14 protein-coding genes are annotated in these 14,796 nt (G+C 74.8%); 10 read left to right on the forward strand and 4 right to left on the reverse strand.

Annotation, left to right across the window (positions count from 1 at the left end; all coding sequences use genetic code 11):
- Window positions 1-70 precede the first annotated feature (70 nt).
- Window positions 71-859, forward strand: a complete 789-nt coding sequence (locus Ae505Ps2_RS12965; RefSeq protein WP_020626273.1) for a TrmH family RNA methyltransferase — start codon at window positions 71-73, stop codon at window positions 857-859.
- Here Ae505Ps2_RS12965 and Ae505Ps2_RS12970 read toward each other — a convergent pair.
- Both Ae505Ps2_RS12970 and Ae505Ps2_RS12975 read right to left on the reverse strand, forming a co-directional pair.
- Window positions 847-2,439, reverse strand: a complete 1,593-nt coding sequence (locus Ae505Ps2_RS12970) for an AMP-binding protein (RefSeq protein ID WP_083695615.1) — start codon at window positions 2,437-2,439, stop codon at window positions 847-849. The genes Ae505Ps2_RS12965 and Ae505Ps2_RS12970 overlap by 13 nt on opposite strands.
- Window positions 2,440-2,543: 104 nt before the next feature.
- Window positions 2,544-3,752, reverse strand: a complete 1,209-nt coding sequence (locus Ae505Ps2_RS12975) for an MFS transporter (protein ID WP_075553653.1) — start codon at window positions 3,750-3,752, stop codon at window positions 2,544-2,546.
- A 45-nt stretch (window positions 3,753-3,797) separates the two neighbouring features.
- On the opposite strand from Ae505Ps2_RS12975, the gene Ae505Ps2_RS12980 reads away from it, so the two are divergent.
- Complete coding sequence (locus Ae505Ps2_RS12980) at window positions 3,798-5,018, forward strand: ROK family transcriptional regulator (RefSeq protein ID WP_198932130.1); 1,221 nt, start codon at window positions 3,798-3,800, stop codon at window positions 5,016-5,018.
- 10 nt (window positions 5,019-5,028) lie between these two features.
- On the opposite strand, the gene Ae505Ps2_RS12985 is transcribed toward Ae505Ps2_RS12980, so the two are convergent.
- Window positions 5,029-6,765 carry a pyruvate dehydrogenase gene (locus Ae505Ps2_RS12985; RefSeq protein ID WP_075553654.1) on the reverse strand — a complete coding sequence of 579 codons (1,737 nt, stop codon included), beginning with the start codon at window positions 6,763-6,765 and terminating at the stop codon, window positions 5,029-5,031.
- A 196-nt stretch (window positions 6,766-6,961) separates the two neighbouring features.
- Here Ae505Ps2_RS12985 and Ae505Ps2_RS32005 point away from each other — a divergent pair, with 196 nt between their 5' ends.
- The 8 genes from Ae505Ps2_RS32005 (at window position 6,962) to Ae505Ps2_RS13020 (ending at window position 14,082) form a co-directional block, all read left to right on the forward strand.
- Window positions 6,962-7,117 carry a hypothetical protein gene (locus Ae505Ps2_RS32005; protein WP_020622688.1) on the forward strand — a complete coding sequence of 52 codons (156 nt, stop codon included), beginning with the start codon at window positions 6,962-6,964 and terminating at the stop codon, window positions 7,115-7,117.
- Between the two features lie 202 nt (window positions 7,118-7,319).
- On the forward strand, window positions 7,320-7,919 hold the full coding sequence (aroQ, locus tag Ae505Ps2_RS12990) for a gamma subclass chorismate mutase AroQ (RefSeq protein WP_084786265.1): 600 nt from the start codon (window positions 7,320-7,322) through the stop codon (window positions 7,917-7,919).
- A 98-nt stretch (window positions 7,920-8,017) separates the two neighbouring features.
- A complete protein-coding gene (locus Ae505Ps2_RS12995) occupies window positions 8,018-9,064 on the forward strand; it encodes a leucyl aminopeptidase (RefSeq protein ID WP_075308008.1) in 1,047 nt (348 codons plus the stop codon).
- Window positions 9,061-9,807 carry an aspartate/glutamate racemase family protein gene (locus tag Ae505Ps2_RS13000; RefSeq protein ID WP_075553655.1) on the forward strand — a complete coding sequence of 249 codons (747 nt, stop codon included), beginning with the start codon at window positions 9,061-9,063 and terminating at the stop codon, window positions 9,805-9,807. The genes Ae505Ps2_RS12995 and Ae505Ps2_RS13000 overlap by 4 nt, the downstream gene beginning before the upstream one ends.
- 203 nt (window positions 9,808-10,010) lie before the next feature.
- Window positions 10,011-10,715, forward strand: coding sequence for a GntR family transcriptional regulator (locus Ae505Ps2_RS13005; RefSeq protein ID WP_020622692.1), 705 nt, complete (start codon window positions 10,011-10,013; stop codon window positions 10,713-10,715).
- A 20-nt stretch (window positions 10,716-10,735) separates the two neighbouring features.
- Window positions 10,736-11,713, forward strand: a complete 978-nt coding sequence (locus tag Ae505Ps2_RS13010) for an ADP-ribosylglycohydrolase family protein (RefSeq protein ID WP_075312282.1) — start codon at window positions 10,736-10,738, stop codon at window positions 11,711-11,713.
- Between the two features lie 12 nt (window positions 11,714-11,725).
- Window positions 11,726-13,168, forward strand: a complete 1,443-nt coding sequence (locus Ae505Ps2_RS13015; protein ID WP_075308004.1) for a cytosine permease — start codon at window positions 11,726-11,728, stop codon at window positions 13,166-13,168.
- Window positions 13,165-14,082 (forward strand): PfkB family carbohydrate kinase, encoded by a 918-nt coding sequence (locus Ae505Ps2_RS13020; protein WP_075308002.1) that lies wholly within the window; start codon window positions 13,165-13,167, stop codon window positions 14,080-14,082. Before Ae505Ps2_RS13015 ends, Ae505Ps2_RS13020 begins: the two co-directional genes overlap by 4 nt.
- Window positions 14,083-14,285: 203 nt before the next feature.
- Here Ae505Ps2_RS13020 and Ae505Ps2_RS13025 read toward each other — a convergent pair whose 3' ends face one another.
- Window positions 14,286-14,771: a hypothetical protein gene (locus Ae505Ps2_RS13025; protein WP_075308000.1), complete on the reverse strand. Its 486-nt coding sequence runs from the start codon at window positions 14,769-14,771 to the stop codon at window positions 14,286-14,288.
- Window positions 14,772-14,796: the final 25 nt, after the last annotated feature.

The following is a 14,796-nucleotide window of genomic DNA, read 5'->3' on the forward strand; positions in this document are numbered from 1 at the left end:
CCTCCACGTGTCCAGCCCGGTCACCGGGAGGTTACCCCGGAGTAGGACGGCGGTGTCCTAGGCTCGTCCGGTGCCCGACCTGACCAGCACCGCCAACCCGCGCGTCAAGAACCTGGTCCGGCTGCGCACCCGTCGCCACCGCGACGCGGCGGGCGTCACCGTGATCGAGGGGCACGACGAGCTGGCGCTCGCGCTCGACGCCGGCGTCGAGCCGAGCGAGGTGTACTGGGCGCCGGAGGTGGTGCGGTCCGACGCGCTGCTGGCCCGGATGCCGTCGGCGCGGGTGTTCTCGGTGAGCCGGGAGGTGTTCGCCCGGATCGCCTACCGTGAGTCCCCGGACGGCTGGCTCGCCGTCGCACCGGCCCCCGGCCGCCCGCTCGACGAGCTGGACCTCGGGCCGGACCCGCTCGTGCTGGTCGCCGAGGGCGTCGAGAAGCCCGGCAACGTCGGGGCGATGCTGCGCACCGCCGAGGCGTGCGGGGTGGACGCGGTGGTCATCGCGACGCCGGAGCGGGGCGGCACCGACTTCGCCAACCCCAACGTCGTGCGCGCGTCCAAGGGGACGGTGTTCGCGGTGCCGGTCGCGTCCGCGTCGACCCCCGAGGTCCTCGACTGGCTCGACCGGCGCGGCATCGCCACCCTCGTCACCACTCCTGCGGGGACGACCGGGCTCGCCGCCACCGACCTGACCGGGCCGAGCGCGCTGGTCATCGGGACCGAGGCGACCGGGGTGACCGACGCGTGGCTCGACCGGGCCGACGCCACGGTGGTCATCCCGATGCGCGGGCGGGTCAACTCGCTCAACGCCTCGATCGCCGCGGCCGTGGTGCTCTACGAGGCGGTCCGTCAGCGCGGCTGACCGGCGAGCTCGGCGCGCAGCCGCTTCTTGTCGGTCTTGCCGATCCCGGTCAGCGGGATCCGCTCGACGAACTCCACGGTGCGCGGCACGTACATCGCACCGGCGCGGTCGGCGACCAGCTCGGTCAGCTCGTCCGCGCTCGGGGACGGGGAGTCGGTGACGACGGCGGCGTGCACGGTCTCGGTGCCGTCGTCGTCGGGCACCCCGAAGACCGCGGCGTGCCGGACGGCCGGGTGCTCCATGAGCAGGTCCTCCAGCTCGGAGGTGTACACGTGCCCGCCCACGACGACGATCATGTCCTTCACGCGGTCGAGCAGGTGTAGGTAGCCGTCGCCGTCCTGGCGGGCGACGTCACCGGTGCGGACCCAGCCGTCGACGACCGTCGCGGCGCTCAGCTCCGGCTGCTTCCAGTAGCCGTCCATCTCCATGCCGGTGTGCACCCACAGCTCGCCGCGCTCGCCCGGGGCGACGGGCCGGCCGTCGGCGTCGGTGATGGCGATCGTGGTGGTGGGGATCGGCCGCCCGACGGTGCCGAGCAGGTCGGGGTTCCGGTGCTCCTCGGCGGTGAGCACGCTGATCCCGCCGGCCTCGGTCTGGCCGTAGAACTGGGTGAACACCGGGCCGATCCGGCGCAGCGCCTCGGCGATGCGGCGCGGGTTGGCGGGGGCACCGCCGTAGACCAGCGACCGCAGCGACGACAGGTCGGTCCGGTCCAGGTCGGGGTGGTCGAGGAGGCGGTAGATCAGCGGCGGCAGCAGGAAGGTGTGGGTGATCCGCTCCCGCTCGATCGCGGCGAGGAACGCACCCGGCTCGAAGGAGTCCTGCAGCACGACGGTGCCGCCCTCGGCCAGCGTGCGGTCGGCCATCGAGCCGCCGACGTGGGCGACCGGGGTGGCCACGAGCAGCCGCCCGCCGGTGGCGCCCGCGCCGAAGTTGCCGGCCCGGCGGCGCATCTCGGCGCCGCGCCGGTGGTGGTCGAAGGTGTAGGTGATGCCCTTCGGGTGCCCGGTGGTGCCGCCGGTGTGGCGGATCTGCTCGACGTCGTGCGGGCGGGCCCGGCCCCGGACCGGCTCGGCCGACGCGGCCGCGGCGAGCTCCAGCAGGTCGGTGCCGCCGTCGTGGGCACCCAGCCAGAGGACCTCGACGCCGTCGACGAGAGCCAGGACCGCCTCGGCGGACGCGGCGGCGTCGGCGTCGGCGAGCACCATCGGCGCCTCGACGTCGGCGACGATCCGGGCCGTGGCGGCGGCCGACAGGCCCTCGTGCGGCTGGGTGATCCCGGCACCGAGCAGGGTCACCGCGAGCCGCGCGACGACGGCCTCGGGGGTGTTGCCCGCCAGCAGCGCGACGACCGATCCCCGCTCGACCCGCCCGTCGAGGACGTGGGCGAGCCGGTGCACCGTGTCCACCAGCTCGCCGGCGCGGATCCGGCGGTCGCGGTGCACCAGCGCCTCGCGGTCGCGGTCGGCGGCGAGGGCGTCGAGCAGCTCCTCGACGTCGCTGTACAGGCCCCCGCCGTCCGGGACGGCGCCGTCAGGGACAGCGCCGTCCAGGACGTCCTCGTGCAGACCGGTGGTCATCGCGGGTCTCCTCCCGTCGGGATCGTTGTTTAACGCAACGATCAACTCGGAGGCAGGCTTCCCAGAGGTGATCCGATCGACACCTCTCGTTTACACCGGAGTGCTCAGGCGGCCAGGGCGAGCTCCGCGCGCCGCTCGGCGCGCTCCATCCGCACCGCCTGCCACAGGGCGACCAGGCCTAGCAGCGGCAGCACCGTCGCGACGGCGGCGGGCGAGGTCCAGCCCCACTCGGCGGCCAGGACGAGTCCGCCCAGTGCGGCACCGAGGGCGTTCGCCACGTTGAACGCCGCGTGGTGCAGCGCCGCGCCCAGCGTCGGGCCCTCGCGGCCGGCGTCCATCAGCCGGGTCGCGAGCGCCGGGGTGGTCGCGGTGGTGGTGAAGGCCAGGGAGAACAGTGCCAGCAGCGCGAACACCGGCGAGGACGCGGTGAGCGCGAACAGGGCCATCGACACCGTGGCGGCGCCGAGCCCGGCCGCGATCGTGCGCACCGGTGCCGCCTCGGCGAGCCGGCCGCCGACCTGGTTGCCCAGCGTCATTCCGAGGCCGAACACGGCGAGCGCGAGCGGCACGGCCGCGGCGGCCAGGCCGGACACCTCGGTGAGCACCGGGGTGATGTAGCTGTACACCGCGAACGACCCGCCGAACCCGGTCGCGATCACCGCCATGGTGATCCACACCTGGCCGCGGCGCAGCGCGGAGAGCTCACCGAGGATCGAGCCCCGGCGCTCCTCGCGGACGTCGGGGACCAGGCGCCACACGGCCAGCATCGTGACCACCGCGACGACGCCGACGGTCAGGTAGGCGGCCGGCCAGCCCGCCGCCTGCCCGAGCCAGGTCGCCCCGGGCACACCGACGATGTTGGCGATCATCAGCCCGCTCATGACGGTGGCGATGGCGCGCGGGCGCCGCTCGCGCGGCACCAGCGAGGCCGCGAGCACCGACGCGGTGCCGAAGTAGGCGCCGTGCGGCAGTCCGGCCAGGAACCGGGTCACGACGAAGGTGCCGAAGGTCGGGGCGAACGCCGACGCCACGTTGGCCACCGCCAGCGCGCCCGCCAGGGCGAGGAGCAGGTGCTTGCGCGGCCACCGTGCGCCGAGCACGGCGAGGACCGGCGCGCCGACGACGACGCCGATCGCGTAGGCACTGATGGCGGTTCCGGCCTGCGGCACGGTGGCGCCGAGGTCGGCGGCGAAGGCGGGCAGGAGGCCCATCGAGGCGAACTCGGTGGTGCCGATGGCCAGGCCGCCGAGGGCCATCGCGGCGAGCGCGAGCCCGGTGGTGGGAGACTGGGGCGAGGCGAGAGCCTTTTGCATCGTGACACGAGGATAAATCGTGGCAGGCCGGAGGTGTCAACGACGATGACCGCGATGTCGGCGGGTTCACGTTCCGGGCCCGCCGCCGATCCGGGTGAACGCCCCGGACGGGCCGAGACCGACCGCTGGCGTGCCACCGCCGAGGTGCTGGCCGAGGTCCGGCGCGAGCCCGGCCTGACCCGTGTCGAGCTCGCCCGGCGGCTGCGCCTGGCCAGCGGTTCGGCCACCGAGATCGCGGCCCGGCTGCGTGACCTGGGCTGGGTCACCGAGGAGCGCGCCCCCGGCGGTGGGCGCGGGCGGCCGACCACCACCCTGACACCCAACCCGGACGGGCCGGGCGTCGTCGCCGTCGACGTGCGGTTCGAGGGATGGCGGGCCGGACTCGCCGGGCTGGACGGCGTGCCGTTCGCGGTGCGGTCGGGCCCGCACCGGCGTCGCGACCCGGACTCCGTCGCCACGGAGCTGGACGGGGTGGTCGGTGAGCTGGTCGCGCAGGCACCCGGACCGGTGGTGGCGGTCGGGGTCGGTGTGGCCGCGACGGTCGTCGACGAGCACTTCGCCGAGACCGGTGGCGGCCAGGGCTGGAGCCCGCTGGACGTGCGCCGGATCGGCGCCGGGCCGGGCCTGCCCGTGCTGGTCGGCAACGACGCCAACCTCGCGGGCATCGCCGAGGTCCGCGACGGTGCCGCGGCCGGTGCGGGAACGGCGCTGTTCCTCACCGTCGAGGTGGGCATCGGCGGGGCGCTGCTGCTCGACGGGCGCGCCCAGGCCGGTGCCCGTGGCGCGGCGGGGGAGCTGGGGCACCTGCCCTTCGGTGACCCGGCGGCCCGCTGCGCCTGCGGCGCGCGGGGCTGCTGGACCACCGGCGTCGACGGCCGGGCGCTGGCCAGGATGCTGGGCGAGCCCGAGCCGGACGCCCCGTACAGCTACGCCCGCGCCGTGCTCGACCGTGCCGCGGCCGGTGAACCCGGCCCGGCGGCCGCGGTCACGAGCGCGTCGGCGTCGCTGGCCCGTGGGACCGCCGGGCTGGTCAACGCGCACGACCCGGAGGTCGTCGTGCTGGCCGGGCTCGGCCCCGCGCTGCGGGCCGCGGCGCCCGAGGCGTTCGCCGTCGCCTACGACGACGGGCTGATGGCCTTCCGTCGCGCCCTCGCGCCGCCGGTGCACGACGACGCGCACGGCGAGGACGGCGTGCTCCGGGGCGCCGCCGCGATCGCGCTGGACCACGCGGTCTCGGCCCCCGGGCTCGCCGCCCGCGCCGGCTGACGCGCCCCGCTCAGGGGCGCGGGATCGACCGCAGGTTGCTGCGCGCCAGCTCGACCATCCTCCCGACGCCGCCGTCGAGCACCGTGCGGGTCGCGGCGAGGGCGAACCCGCGGACCTGCGCGGCGGTGATGTGCGGCGGGATGGACAGCGCGTTCGGGTCGGTGCGCACGTCGACCAGCGCCGGGCCGCGGTGGTCCAGCGCCCGGCGCAGCGCGGCGCGCACGTCCGACGGGTCGTCGACGGCCTCGGCGTACAGGCCGGCGGCGCGGGCGATCCCGGCCAGGTCGGCCGGGCCGTGGTCGGTCTGGAACGACGGGTAGCCCGCGACCATCATCTCCAGCCGGATCATGCCCAGCGACCCGTTGTTGAACGCGACGACGGTCAGCGGCAGGTCGTGCTCGGCCGCGGTCAGCAGCTCGCCGAGCAGCATGGTCAGCCCGCCGTCGCCGGACAGGGACACGACCTGGCGGTCCGGGTACGCGAACTGCGCACCGATCGCGTGCGGCAGGGCGTTGGCCATCGTCCCGTGCCGGTAGGAGCCGATGATCCGGCGCCGGCCGTTGGGGGACAGGTAGCGCGCCGCCCACACGTTGCACATGCCGGTGTCGACGGTGGCGATCGCGTCCTCGGCCATCTCCTCGTCGAGGACCGCCGCGACGTGCTCGGGGTGGATCGGGCGAAGGTCGGAGACCTTGCGGGTGTAGGCGCCGACGACCTTCTCCAGCGCCTCCGCGTGCTTGCGCAGCATCCGGTCGAGGAAGGAGCGGTCGGTCTTCTCCACGATCCGCGGCAGCAGCGCGTCCAGGGTGGACGCGGCGTCGCCGTGCACGCCCAGCTCCAGCAGGGTGCGACGCCCGAGGCGTGCGGGGTCGACGTCGATCTGCACGGTGCCGCGCTGGGGCAGGAACGAGTCGTAGGGGAAGTCGGTGCCGATCAGGATCAGCAGGTCGGCCTCGTGCGTCGCCTCGTAGCAGGCGCCGTAGCCGAGGAGTCCGGACATGCCCACGTCGTAGGGGTTGTCGTACTGGATCCACTCCTTGCCGCGCAGCGAGTGGCCGATCGGCGCCTTCACCCTGTCGGCGAGTGCGAGCACCTGCTCGCGGGCGCGCTCGATGCCGGCCCCGACGAACAGCGTCACGGTGTCCGCGGCGTCGACGAGCCGGGCCAGCTCGGCCACCTGCTCCTCGGACGGTCGCACGACGCCGGTGGGCGGGGACAGGTGCGAGGAGCCGGTGTCGTTCGGGGCATCGAGCGCGCTGACGTCGCCCGGCAGGACCAGCACCGACACGTCGGACTCGGCGAGCGCGGTCTGCATCGCGATCCGCTGCATCCGGGGCATCTGCTCGGGCCGCGAGATCAGCTCGCAGTACGCCGAGCACTCGGTGAACAGCCGTTCCGGGTGGGTCTCCTGGAAGTAGCCGGTGCCGATCTGGACCGACGGGATGTGCGAGGCGATCGCCAGCACCGGCGCACCGGTGCGGTGGGCGTCCATCAGGCCCTGGATCAGATGCGTGTTGCCGGGGCCGCAGCTGCCGGCGCAGACCGCGAGCCGCCCGGTGAGCTGGGCCTCCGCCGCGGCCGCGAGCGCCGCGGCCTCCTCGTTGTGCACGTGCACCCACCGGATGCGGCCGTCGCGGCGGATCGCGTCCGCGATCGGGTTGAGGCTGTCGCCCACCAGGCCGTAAATCCGTTCGACGCCGGCCTGGTGCAGCAGCTCGATCATCTGGTCGGCCACGGTGCGGCCCATGTCGTCCTCCTCGCGCTCGGGTGCGAGAGCCGTGTTCCCCCTCCGGCGCCGGGCCGAACCGTTCCGGCGTGTGACGGTCCCCGCGTACCGCCCGGCGCACGGCAGGTCACGAATCGGGCATCGGAATCGATTCCCGCGCTGCGGAACCATCCGGACGTGAGTACTTTCCCCTCACATTCCTGGGAGGGGACGCGAAATGATCATTCTTGGTCTGATCCTGCTGCTGGTGGGCTATTTCACCGGTATCTCCATTCTCTACTACCTCGGCGGCCTGCTGGTGATCGTCGGTGTGGTCCTGCTGATCCTGGGGGCGATCGGACGGCCGGTGGGAGGACGCAAGGCCTGGTTCTGACCGGGCCGGCCGGACTCGGTCACGGGAATCCGCGGACCGGGTGACGGCCGGCGTCGTTGCATTCTCCGCGGGGGTGCGTGTCCGGGGGACCGGAACGCACCCCCGCGGTGTGTCGTGGCGAAAGGATTACCGGGTGGGCCGGATTCCGGGAATGTCGCGGGCGGCGGGGGGCCACGACCGCTGCGGTCGTAGGCTCGCCGCTGTGATCGGCAGACGCGGTACCGCACTGGCCGGGGTCGTCCTGGCCCTGGGGCTGTTGGCCGGGTGCGGCGACCAGCCCCTCCCGCTGACCGAGGGTCCGCCCGGCGCGTCCCCGGCCGACGGGCTCATCCGGATCGTGGAGCTGTCCGCGCAGCGCGCCCGGATCTCGGACCAGGTGGCCGCGGCGAAGTTCGGCACTGCAACGGCCGTCACCGACGCAGGCCGGGAGGCGGCCGTCGTCGCCGAGACCCGGGCCGACGCGACCCGCGACGGCGTCGACCCCGACTGGGCGGCCCGGATCGTCGCCGACCAGATCGCGGCGAGCACCCAGGTGCAGAACGACCTGATCCGGCAGTGGACCGACCGGCCCGACACCCGTCCCGCGCAGCGGCCCGAGCTGGCCCGGGTGCGGCCGCAGCTGGACCGGATCGGCGACGAGCTGGTGGCCGCGCTGAAGCTGGCCGGCCCGGCCCGGGCGAACGAGGAGTGCCCGTCGACCCTGGCCCAGGCCGCGGTCGAACAGGCCCGTGGGCTCGACGAGGTCCACCGCAACGCCCTCGGGCGGTCGCTGAAGTCCGTCTGCGACGGCGCCCCCGGCTGATCCGTCCCGTGTGACGGTGCCGTTTCCGCTCGTCGCAAGGTATTGCGTATCCGGATAGTACGTGCTCGGATTAATCGGACGAGACACGGAGGTGCGCGATGGACCAGAACCTGTTCAACGACATCTGCCTGCAGCAGCTGACGCTGTCGGGCGTGCACGAGGGGGAGACGGTCGTCGTCCTCACCCGGGGCGCGGAACGGACCGAGTACGCCGACGCCTTCCTCTGGGCGATCCAGAAGCTGGGTGCGACCGGCTACCACATGCGGCTGCCGTCGCCGGCGAGCGCGGGCGGCGCCTGGGCGGTCGGCGACTCCGGCCTGGGCAACATCCCGCTGGCCGTGGACGCGCTCAAGGCCGCGGACATGGTCGTGGACTGCACGTTCCTGCTGTTCAGCAAGGAGCAGTTCGCGATCCAGGACGCGGGCACCCGCATCCTCACCGCCGTCGAGCCGCCCGAGCTGCTGGCCCGGCTGATGCCGACCACCGGGCTGCGCGAGCGCGTCGAGACCGGCGCGGAGCTGCTGGCCAAGGCGTCGACCATGCGGATCACCAGCCCGCACGGCACCGACGTCACCTACCGGCTCGGCATGTACCCGACGATGAGCGAGTACGGCTACACCGACACCCCCGGCCGCTGGGACCACTGGCCGGCCGCGTTCGTGTTCACCGGCGGTGCCGACGACGGCGTCGACGGGAAGATCGTCCTCGCCCCCGGCGACGTGCTGCTGCCGTTCAACACCTACGTGCAGACCCCGGTCGAGATCACCATCGAGGAGGGCTTCATCCGCGACATCCGCGGTGGCGCGGGCTCCTCCGGGCTCGACGCGGACCTGCTGCGCTCCTACATCGAGAGCTTCGACGACCCGCGCGGCTACGGCATGAGCCACGTCGGCTGGGGCCTCGACGAGCGCGCCCACTGGCACGGCCTGACCCAGTTCGGCGGGGGCATGGGCATGGAGCTGCGCAGCTTCTACGGCAACGTCATGTTCTCGATCGGCCCGAACAACGAGCTCGGCGGCCCGAACGACACCGCCTGCCACTTCGACATCCCGATGCGCGGCAACTCGCTGTTCCTCGACGACGAGCTGATCGTCGACGCCGGGGAGCTGACCGTCCCGGAGATGCGCCCGGTGGGGAAGCGATGACCGACCACCACGTGGGGATGATCGTCCCGAGCTCGAACCTCACGATGGAGACCGAGCTCCCGCGGATGCTGCGCGCCCGCGAGGACGTGCTGCCCGACGACCGGTTCGTCTTCCACGCGGCGCGGGCCCGGATGCAGCACGTGACGCCCGAGCAGCTGCGTGCGATGAACGCCCAGGCCCGGCGGGCCGCGGCCGAGCTGGCCGACGCCCGCCCGGACGTCGTCGCGACCGCCTGCCTGGTGGCGATCATGGCGCAGGGCCCCGGCTACCACTGCACCGCCGAGGACGACATCACCGCCGCGCTGCGGGCCGAGGGCTCGTCGGCGCCCGTCGTGTCCAGTGCGGGGGCGCTGCTGTCCGGGATCGCGGCGCTGGGTGCGACCCGGGTCGCGATCATCACGCCGTACCTGGAGCCGCTGACGAAGGCGGTCGTGGACTACATCGAGGACGCGGGGGTGCGGGTCGTCGACTCGCTGTCGCTGGAGGTGCCCGACAACCTCGCCGTCGCCCGGCTCGACCCGGCCGACCTGCGCGAACACTGGCGCAGGCTGGACCTGGCCGGTGCCGACGCGCTGGTGCTCAGCGCGTGCGTGCAGATGCCGTCGCTGCCCTCGATCGAGGCCGTGCAGGAGGAAGTGGGGATCCCGGTGCTGTCCGCGGCCACCGCGACGGCGCACCGCATCCTCACCGAGCTCGGGCTGGAGCCGCGGGTGCCCGGGGCGGGGGCGCTGCTCGCCGGCTGAGCCCCGTGGGGCCGGGACCCGCGTGCCGCACCGGCACGCGGGTCTCCGTCGTGTCCGCGGCCCGACCGCCTCCGTGATCGCCGGGTGTGGAGCGCGGGGGTCGCCGGGCCGGCGTCCGCACTCCCCACCCGGCGATCACGAGATCGGGACCGGTGCCGACGTGGGGGTGGACGGGGACGCCCTGCTGCTGTACATGTTTGTACATGTCTGAACAGGGTGGCCGCTCCAAGAGGGCGCGCCTCGTCGAGGACCTCGCCGGGCGGATCCGCTCCGGCCGGTTGCCGAACGGTGAACAGCTCCCGGGGGAGAACCAGCTCGCCCGCACCTACGCCGTCTCGCGCGGCACGGTCCGCAGCGCGCTGGCCGAGCTCGCGCGGCGCGACCTCATCACCACCGAGACCGGTGTCGGCTCGTTCGTCACCTTCGACGGGTCGCCCCTGGACCAGCGGCTCGGCTGGGCGCAGGCGTTCGCCGCGTCCGGCGCGGCCGTCCGCACCGAGCTGCTCGGCATCGCCGCCGGCGGCGACCCCGGTCCCACCGGGTACGAGGGGCCGCTGGTCACCGTGCGCCGGCTGCGGCGGGCCGGGTCCGACCCGGTCTCGCTGGAGACCGCCTCGCTGCCCGCCACCGGTGACCTCGCCCGGCTCCCGGAGACCGGTCTCGTCGACGGATCGATCACCGCCACCCTCGCCGCGGCGGGCCTGCTCGGCGTCGCGGGGGAGCAGTGGATCTCGGTCGCCCCGCTCGACACCGCCGACGCCGTCACCCTCGAACGCGAGCCCGGCGAGCTGTTCCTGCGCGCCGTCCGGGTCACCCGCGACGCCCGCGGCGGGCTCGTCGAGCACGTCGTCAGTCTGCTGGATCCGCAGCGCTTCCGGTTCCACCTCGCGTTCGGGGAGCAGCGGTGAGCGACCCGCACGACCGCGCCATGGGCGCGCTGCTCGGCCTCGCCGTCGGCGACGCCCTCGGGATGCCCACCCAGTCGCTGTCCCGGGCCGCGATCACCGAGCGCTACGGCGTCGTCGACCGGCTCCTCGACGGCGCCGACGACCAGCCGATCGCCCCGAAGCTCCCGGCGGGCACCGTCACCGACGACACCGAGCAGGCGCTGCTGCTCGCCCGGATCCTGCTCGACCACGGGGGCCACGTCCCGGCCCGGGTGTTCGCCGGTGCCCTGGAGGCGTGGGAGCAGGACATGATCCGGCGCGGGTCGCTGGACCTGCTCGGCCCGTCCACCCGCCGGGCCCTGACCCGGCTCGCGGACGGTGAGCCGCCGGAGCTCGCGGGCCGCGACGGCGTCACCAACGGCGCCGCGATGCGCGTCGCGCCGGTCGGCATCGCGCACACCGGTCCGCGGCTCCTCGACGCCGTGGTGGAGTCCGCGGTCGTCACCCACCACACCGCACCCGGGATCGCCGCCGCCGCCGCGGTGGCCGCCGCGGTGTCGGCCGGGGTGTCCGGCGCGGGGCTCCCTGCCGCGCTGGACGCCGCGCTCGACGCCGCCCGGGCCGGTGCGCGACGTGGCGGCTGGGCGGCGGGCGCCGACGTCGCCGCCCGCCTCGACGTCGCGTTCCGGGTCCTGCCCGGGCTCGACCGCGCCGCGCTCGCCGACACCGTCGTCGACGTCGTCGGCACCTCGGTCACCGCGACCGAGTCCGTCGTCGCGGCCCTCGGGCTCGCCGCCGCCCTCGGCGACGATCCCCGGGCCGCGCTGGTCACCGCCGCCTCGCTGGGCGGTGACACCGACACCGTCGCCGCGATCTGCGGCGCGGTCCTCGGAGCGGTGCACGGCGCCGCCGCACTGCCCGCCGACCTCGTCGGCACCGTTCGCCGGGTCAACGCCGCCCTGCTCGATCCCCTCGACGACGTGGTCGAGGGGCTGCTCCGCCTCCGCCTTCCATCCTGACAGGAGGCCGACATGGCCACCAGCACGACCGACACCGGCACCGCCGGGACCGGCACGCTCGAGACCCGCGGCATCGAACCCGTCCCGGTCGCCGAACGGCACGGCCGCCCGGGGCAGCTCTTCTGGGTCTGGTTCGCCGCGAACATCTCCATCCTCGGTCTCCCGCTCGGCGCGACGCTGGTCGCCTCCGGGCTGAACATCACCCAGGCGGTGATCGCCGCGGTGCTCGGCAGCGTCGGGTCGTTCGCGATCGTCGGCGCCGTCTCGATCGCCGGGCGGCGCGGCGGGGCCCCCGGGCTGACGCTGTCGCGTGCGGTGTTCGGCGCCCGCGGCAACATCGGCCCGACCCTGGTGTCGCTGCTGTCGCGGCTGGGCTGGGAGACGGTCAACACCACCACGGCCGCGTTCGCGCTGCTGTCGCTGGTCACGATCATCGCGGGCACCAGCCCGTCGGCGAAGGACCACCCGGTGATCACGATCGTCTGCATCGCGGTGTTCGTGCTGTGCACGGTGCTCGTCGCCGGGCTGGGGCACGCGGTGCTCGTCGCGGTGCAGCGCTGGGCGACCTGGGTGTTCGGCGCGCTGAACATCGTCGTCGGCGGGTTCCTGGTCGCCACCGTCGACTGGGCCGCGGTCGCCGCGGCCGCCCCCGCGCCGTCGGGTGCGGTCGTCGCCGCGGTCGGGGTGATCGCGGCGGGCACCGGCATCGGCTGGGCCAACGCCTCGGCCGACATGTCCCGCTACCAGTCCCCGTCGGTGCGGGCCGGCTCCCTGGTCGCCTCGGCCGCCGCCGGTGCGGGCATCCCGCTGGTGCTGCTGATCTCGCTGGGCAGCCTGCTCGCCGCCGGTGACCCGACCCTGGCCACCGCCGAGGACCCGGTCGCCGCGATCCGCGACCTGCTCCCCGCGTGGATGGCGATCCCGTACCTGGTCGCCGCGTTCGGCGGGCTGCTGCTGTCCAACCACCTGTCGGTCTACTCGGCCGGGCTGACCACGCTGACCCTGGGCGTGCGGCTGCCGCGGGTGTACGCCGTCGTCGTCGACGTGCTCGTGACCTTCGTCGGCGCGATCTACTTCATGCTGATCGCCGACGGCTTCTACCCGCCGTTCATTGCCTTCATCAGCGCCCTCGCCGTGCCGATCACCGCCTGGGTCGGGGTGTTCGCCGTCGACATGCTGCGTCGCCGTCACTACGACCCGGTGGCCCTGATGGACACCTCGCGCAGCAGCGGCTACTGGTACCGCGGCGGGATCGAGCCGCGGGCGACGGCGGCCTGGGCGCTGGCGATCGTCGTCGGCTACCTGTTCGCCACCGTCGGGCCGTCGTCGGAGCCGTGGTTCACCGGGCCGCTCGCCGGCACCTGGTTCGGCGAGAACGGGCTGGCCTGGGTGATCACCTTCGTCGTCGCGGCCGGGGTGTACGCCGCGCTGGGCGGGGCCCGGGAGCAGCGGTGACCGGCCAGCTCGTCCACTCCGGACAGGTCCTGGTCGACCTGGTCATGCAGGTTCCCGCGCTGCCTCCGCCGGGCGGTGACGTGCTCGCCACCGGCACCACGATGCTGCCCGGCGGCGGGTTCAACGTCGTCGCCGCGGCCGCCCGGGCCGGGGCCGAGGTCCTCTACGCCGGCGGGCACGGCACCGGTCCGCACGGTGACCTGGTGCGGACCGCGCTGGCCGCGGAGGGTGTCACGGTGACCGCGCCGCCCGACCTCGGTGGCGACACCGGGATCTGCGTGACCCTGGTCGACCCGTCCGGGGAGCGGACCTTCGTCACCGGCAGCGGTGTCGAGACCGCGCTCCCCGCCGGGCTCCCCGCGACCACCGCCGACGACGTGCTCTACGTGTCCGGCTACAGCCTGCTCGTCCCGGACAAGGCCGGGGCGCTGCTCGCCGCGGCCGAGGAGTCGTCGGCGACGGTCCTGCTCGATCCGGGGCCGCTGGTCACGGACGTGCCGGACACGCTGTGGGAGCGGATGCTCGCCGCGACCGGGGTGCTCAGCACCAACGCGCGGGAGGCGCGGCTGCTGACCGGGGAGCCGACCGCGGCGCGCGCCGCCGAGGCGCTGGCACGGCAACTGCGCGACGACGCGGCCGTGGTCGTCCGCGACGGAGCCGCGGGCTGCGTGGTCGTCCGCGACGGGGCGGTGGAGGCCGTCCCGGCGCCGGTGGTGGACGCCGTCGACACCAACGGCGCCGGGGACGCGCACTGCGGTGTCCTGGCCGCGGAGCTGCTGCGCGGCACCGCGTGGTCCGAGGCGGTCGCCCGGGCCGGTGCGGCCGCGGCACTCGCGGTCACCCGGCACGGGCCGGCCACGGCGCCGACCCGGGCGGAGCTGGACGCGTTCCTCACCGGGGCTGCCGCGGGGTGAGGGTGTGCGCCGTCGCCGCGGGACGGCGGTGTGCTCCGTCGCCGCGGGATGGCGGGGCCGCTCCCGCCGCGGGCTCGCCGGTCGACGCGCCGGGGCCGGCCGGGGTGCGCGTCGCCGTTCCATGATCGCCAGGAGTGGAGCGTGGAGGTGGGCGGACTGCGCTCCGGACTCCACTCCTGGCGATCATGGACGGCGCAGGGCCCTCAGGTTCCGGCGCCCGCCGCCGTCGCCATGCCCTGGACGGTCTCCTGGACCGCGCGGAACGCCGGGCCGCAGACGGTGGCCTCGCCCTCGGCGAGGGTTCCCGGGTCGGCCTGGCAGCCCTTCGCGGCGAAGTCGTCCAGCGCCTTCCCGACGAGGTCGGCCTGCGTGGCCGCGGCGGGTGCGTCGTGGCGGACCTGGGGCAGCACGTTGCGGATCTCGGTGGTGAACCGGCCGCAGCGCGGGAAGACCTTCGCCGCGTCGCCCGTCCAGCAGGGGTCCTGGGCGTAGAAGCGGAACTTGGTCCGCAGCGCCTCCAGCCCGGGGGCGCCGACCCGCTCCGAGGCGGTCTGTCCCGGCCAGGGCTCGGTGTCCTGCGCCGACGAGGCGGCGGGACGGTCGGCGGAGCAGCCTGCCAGGAGCAGGGCGGCCACCAGCAGGACGGCCGCCCGCAGCAGGGACGTGATCGGGCGCGGGCACGGTTGCACACCGAGACGGTAGGCCCGCGCCGAT

Source organism: Pseudonocardia sp. Ae505_Ps2, from assembly GCF_001932425.1.
Classification (GTDB): Bacteria; Actinomycetota; Actinomycetes; order Mycobacteriales; family Pseudonocardiaceae; genus Pseudonocardia.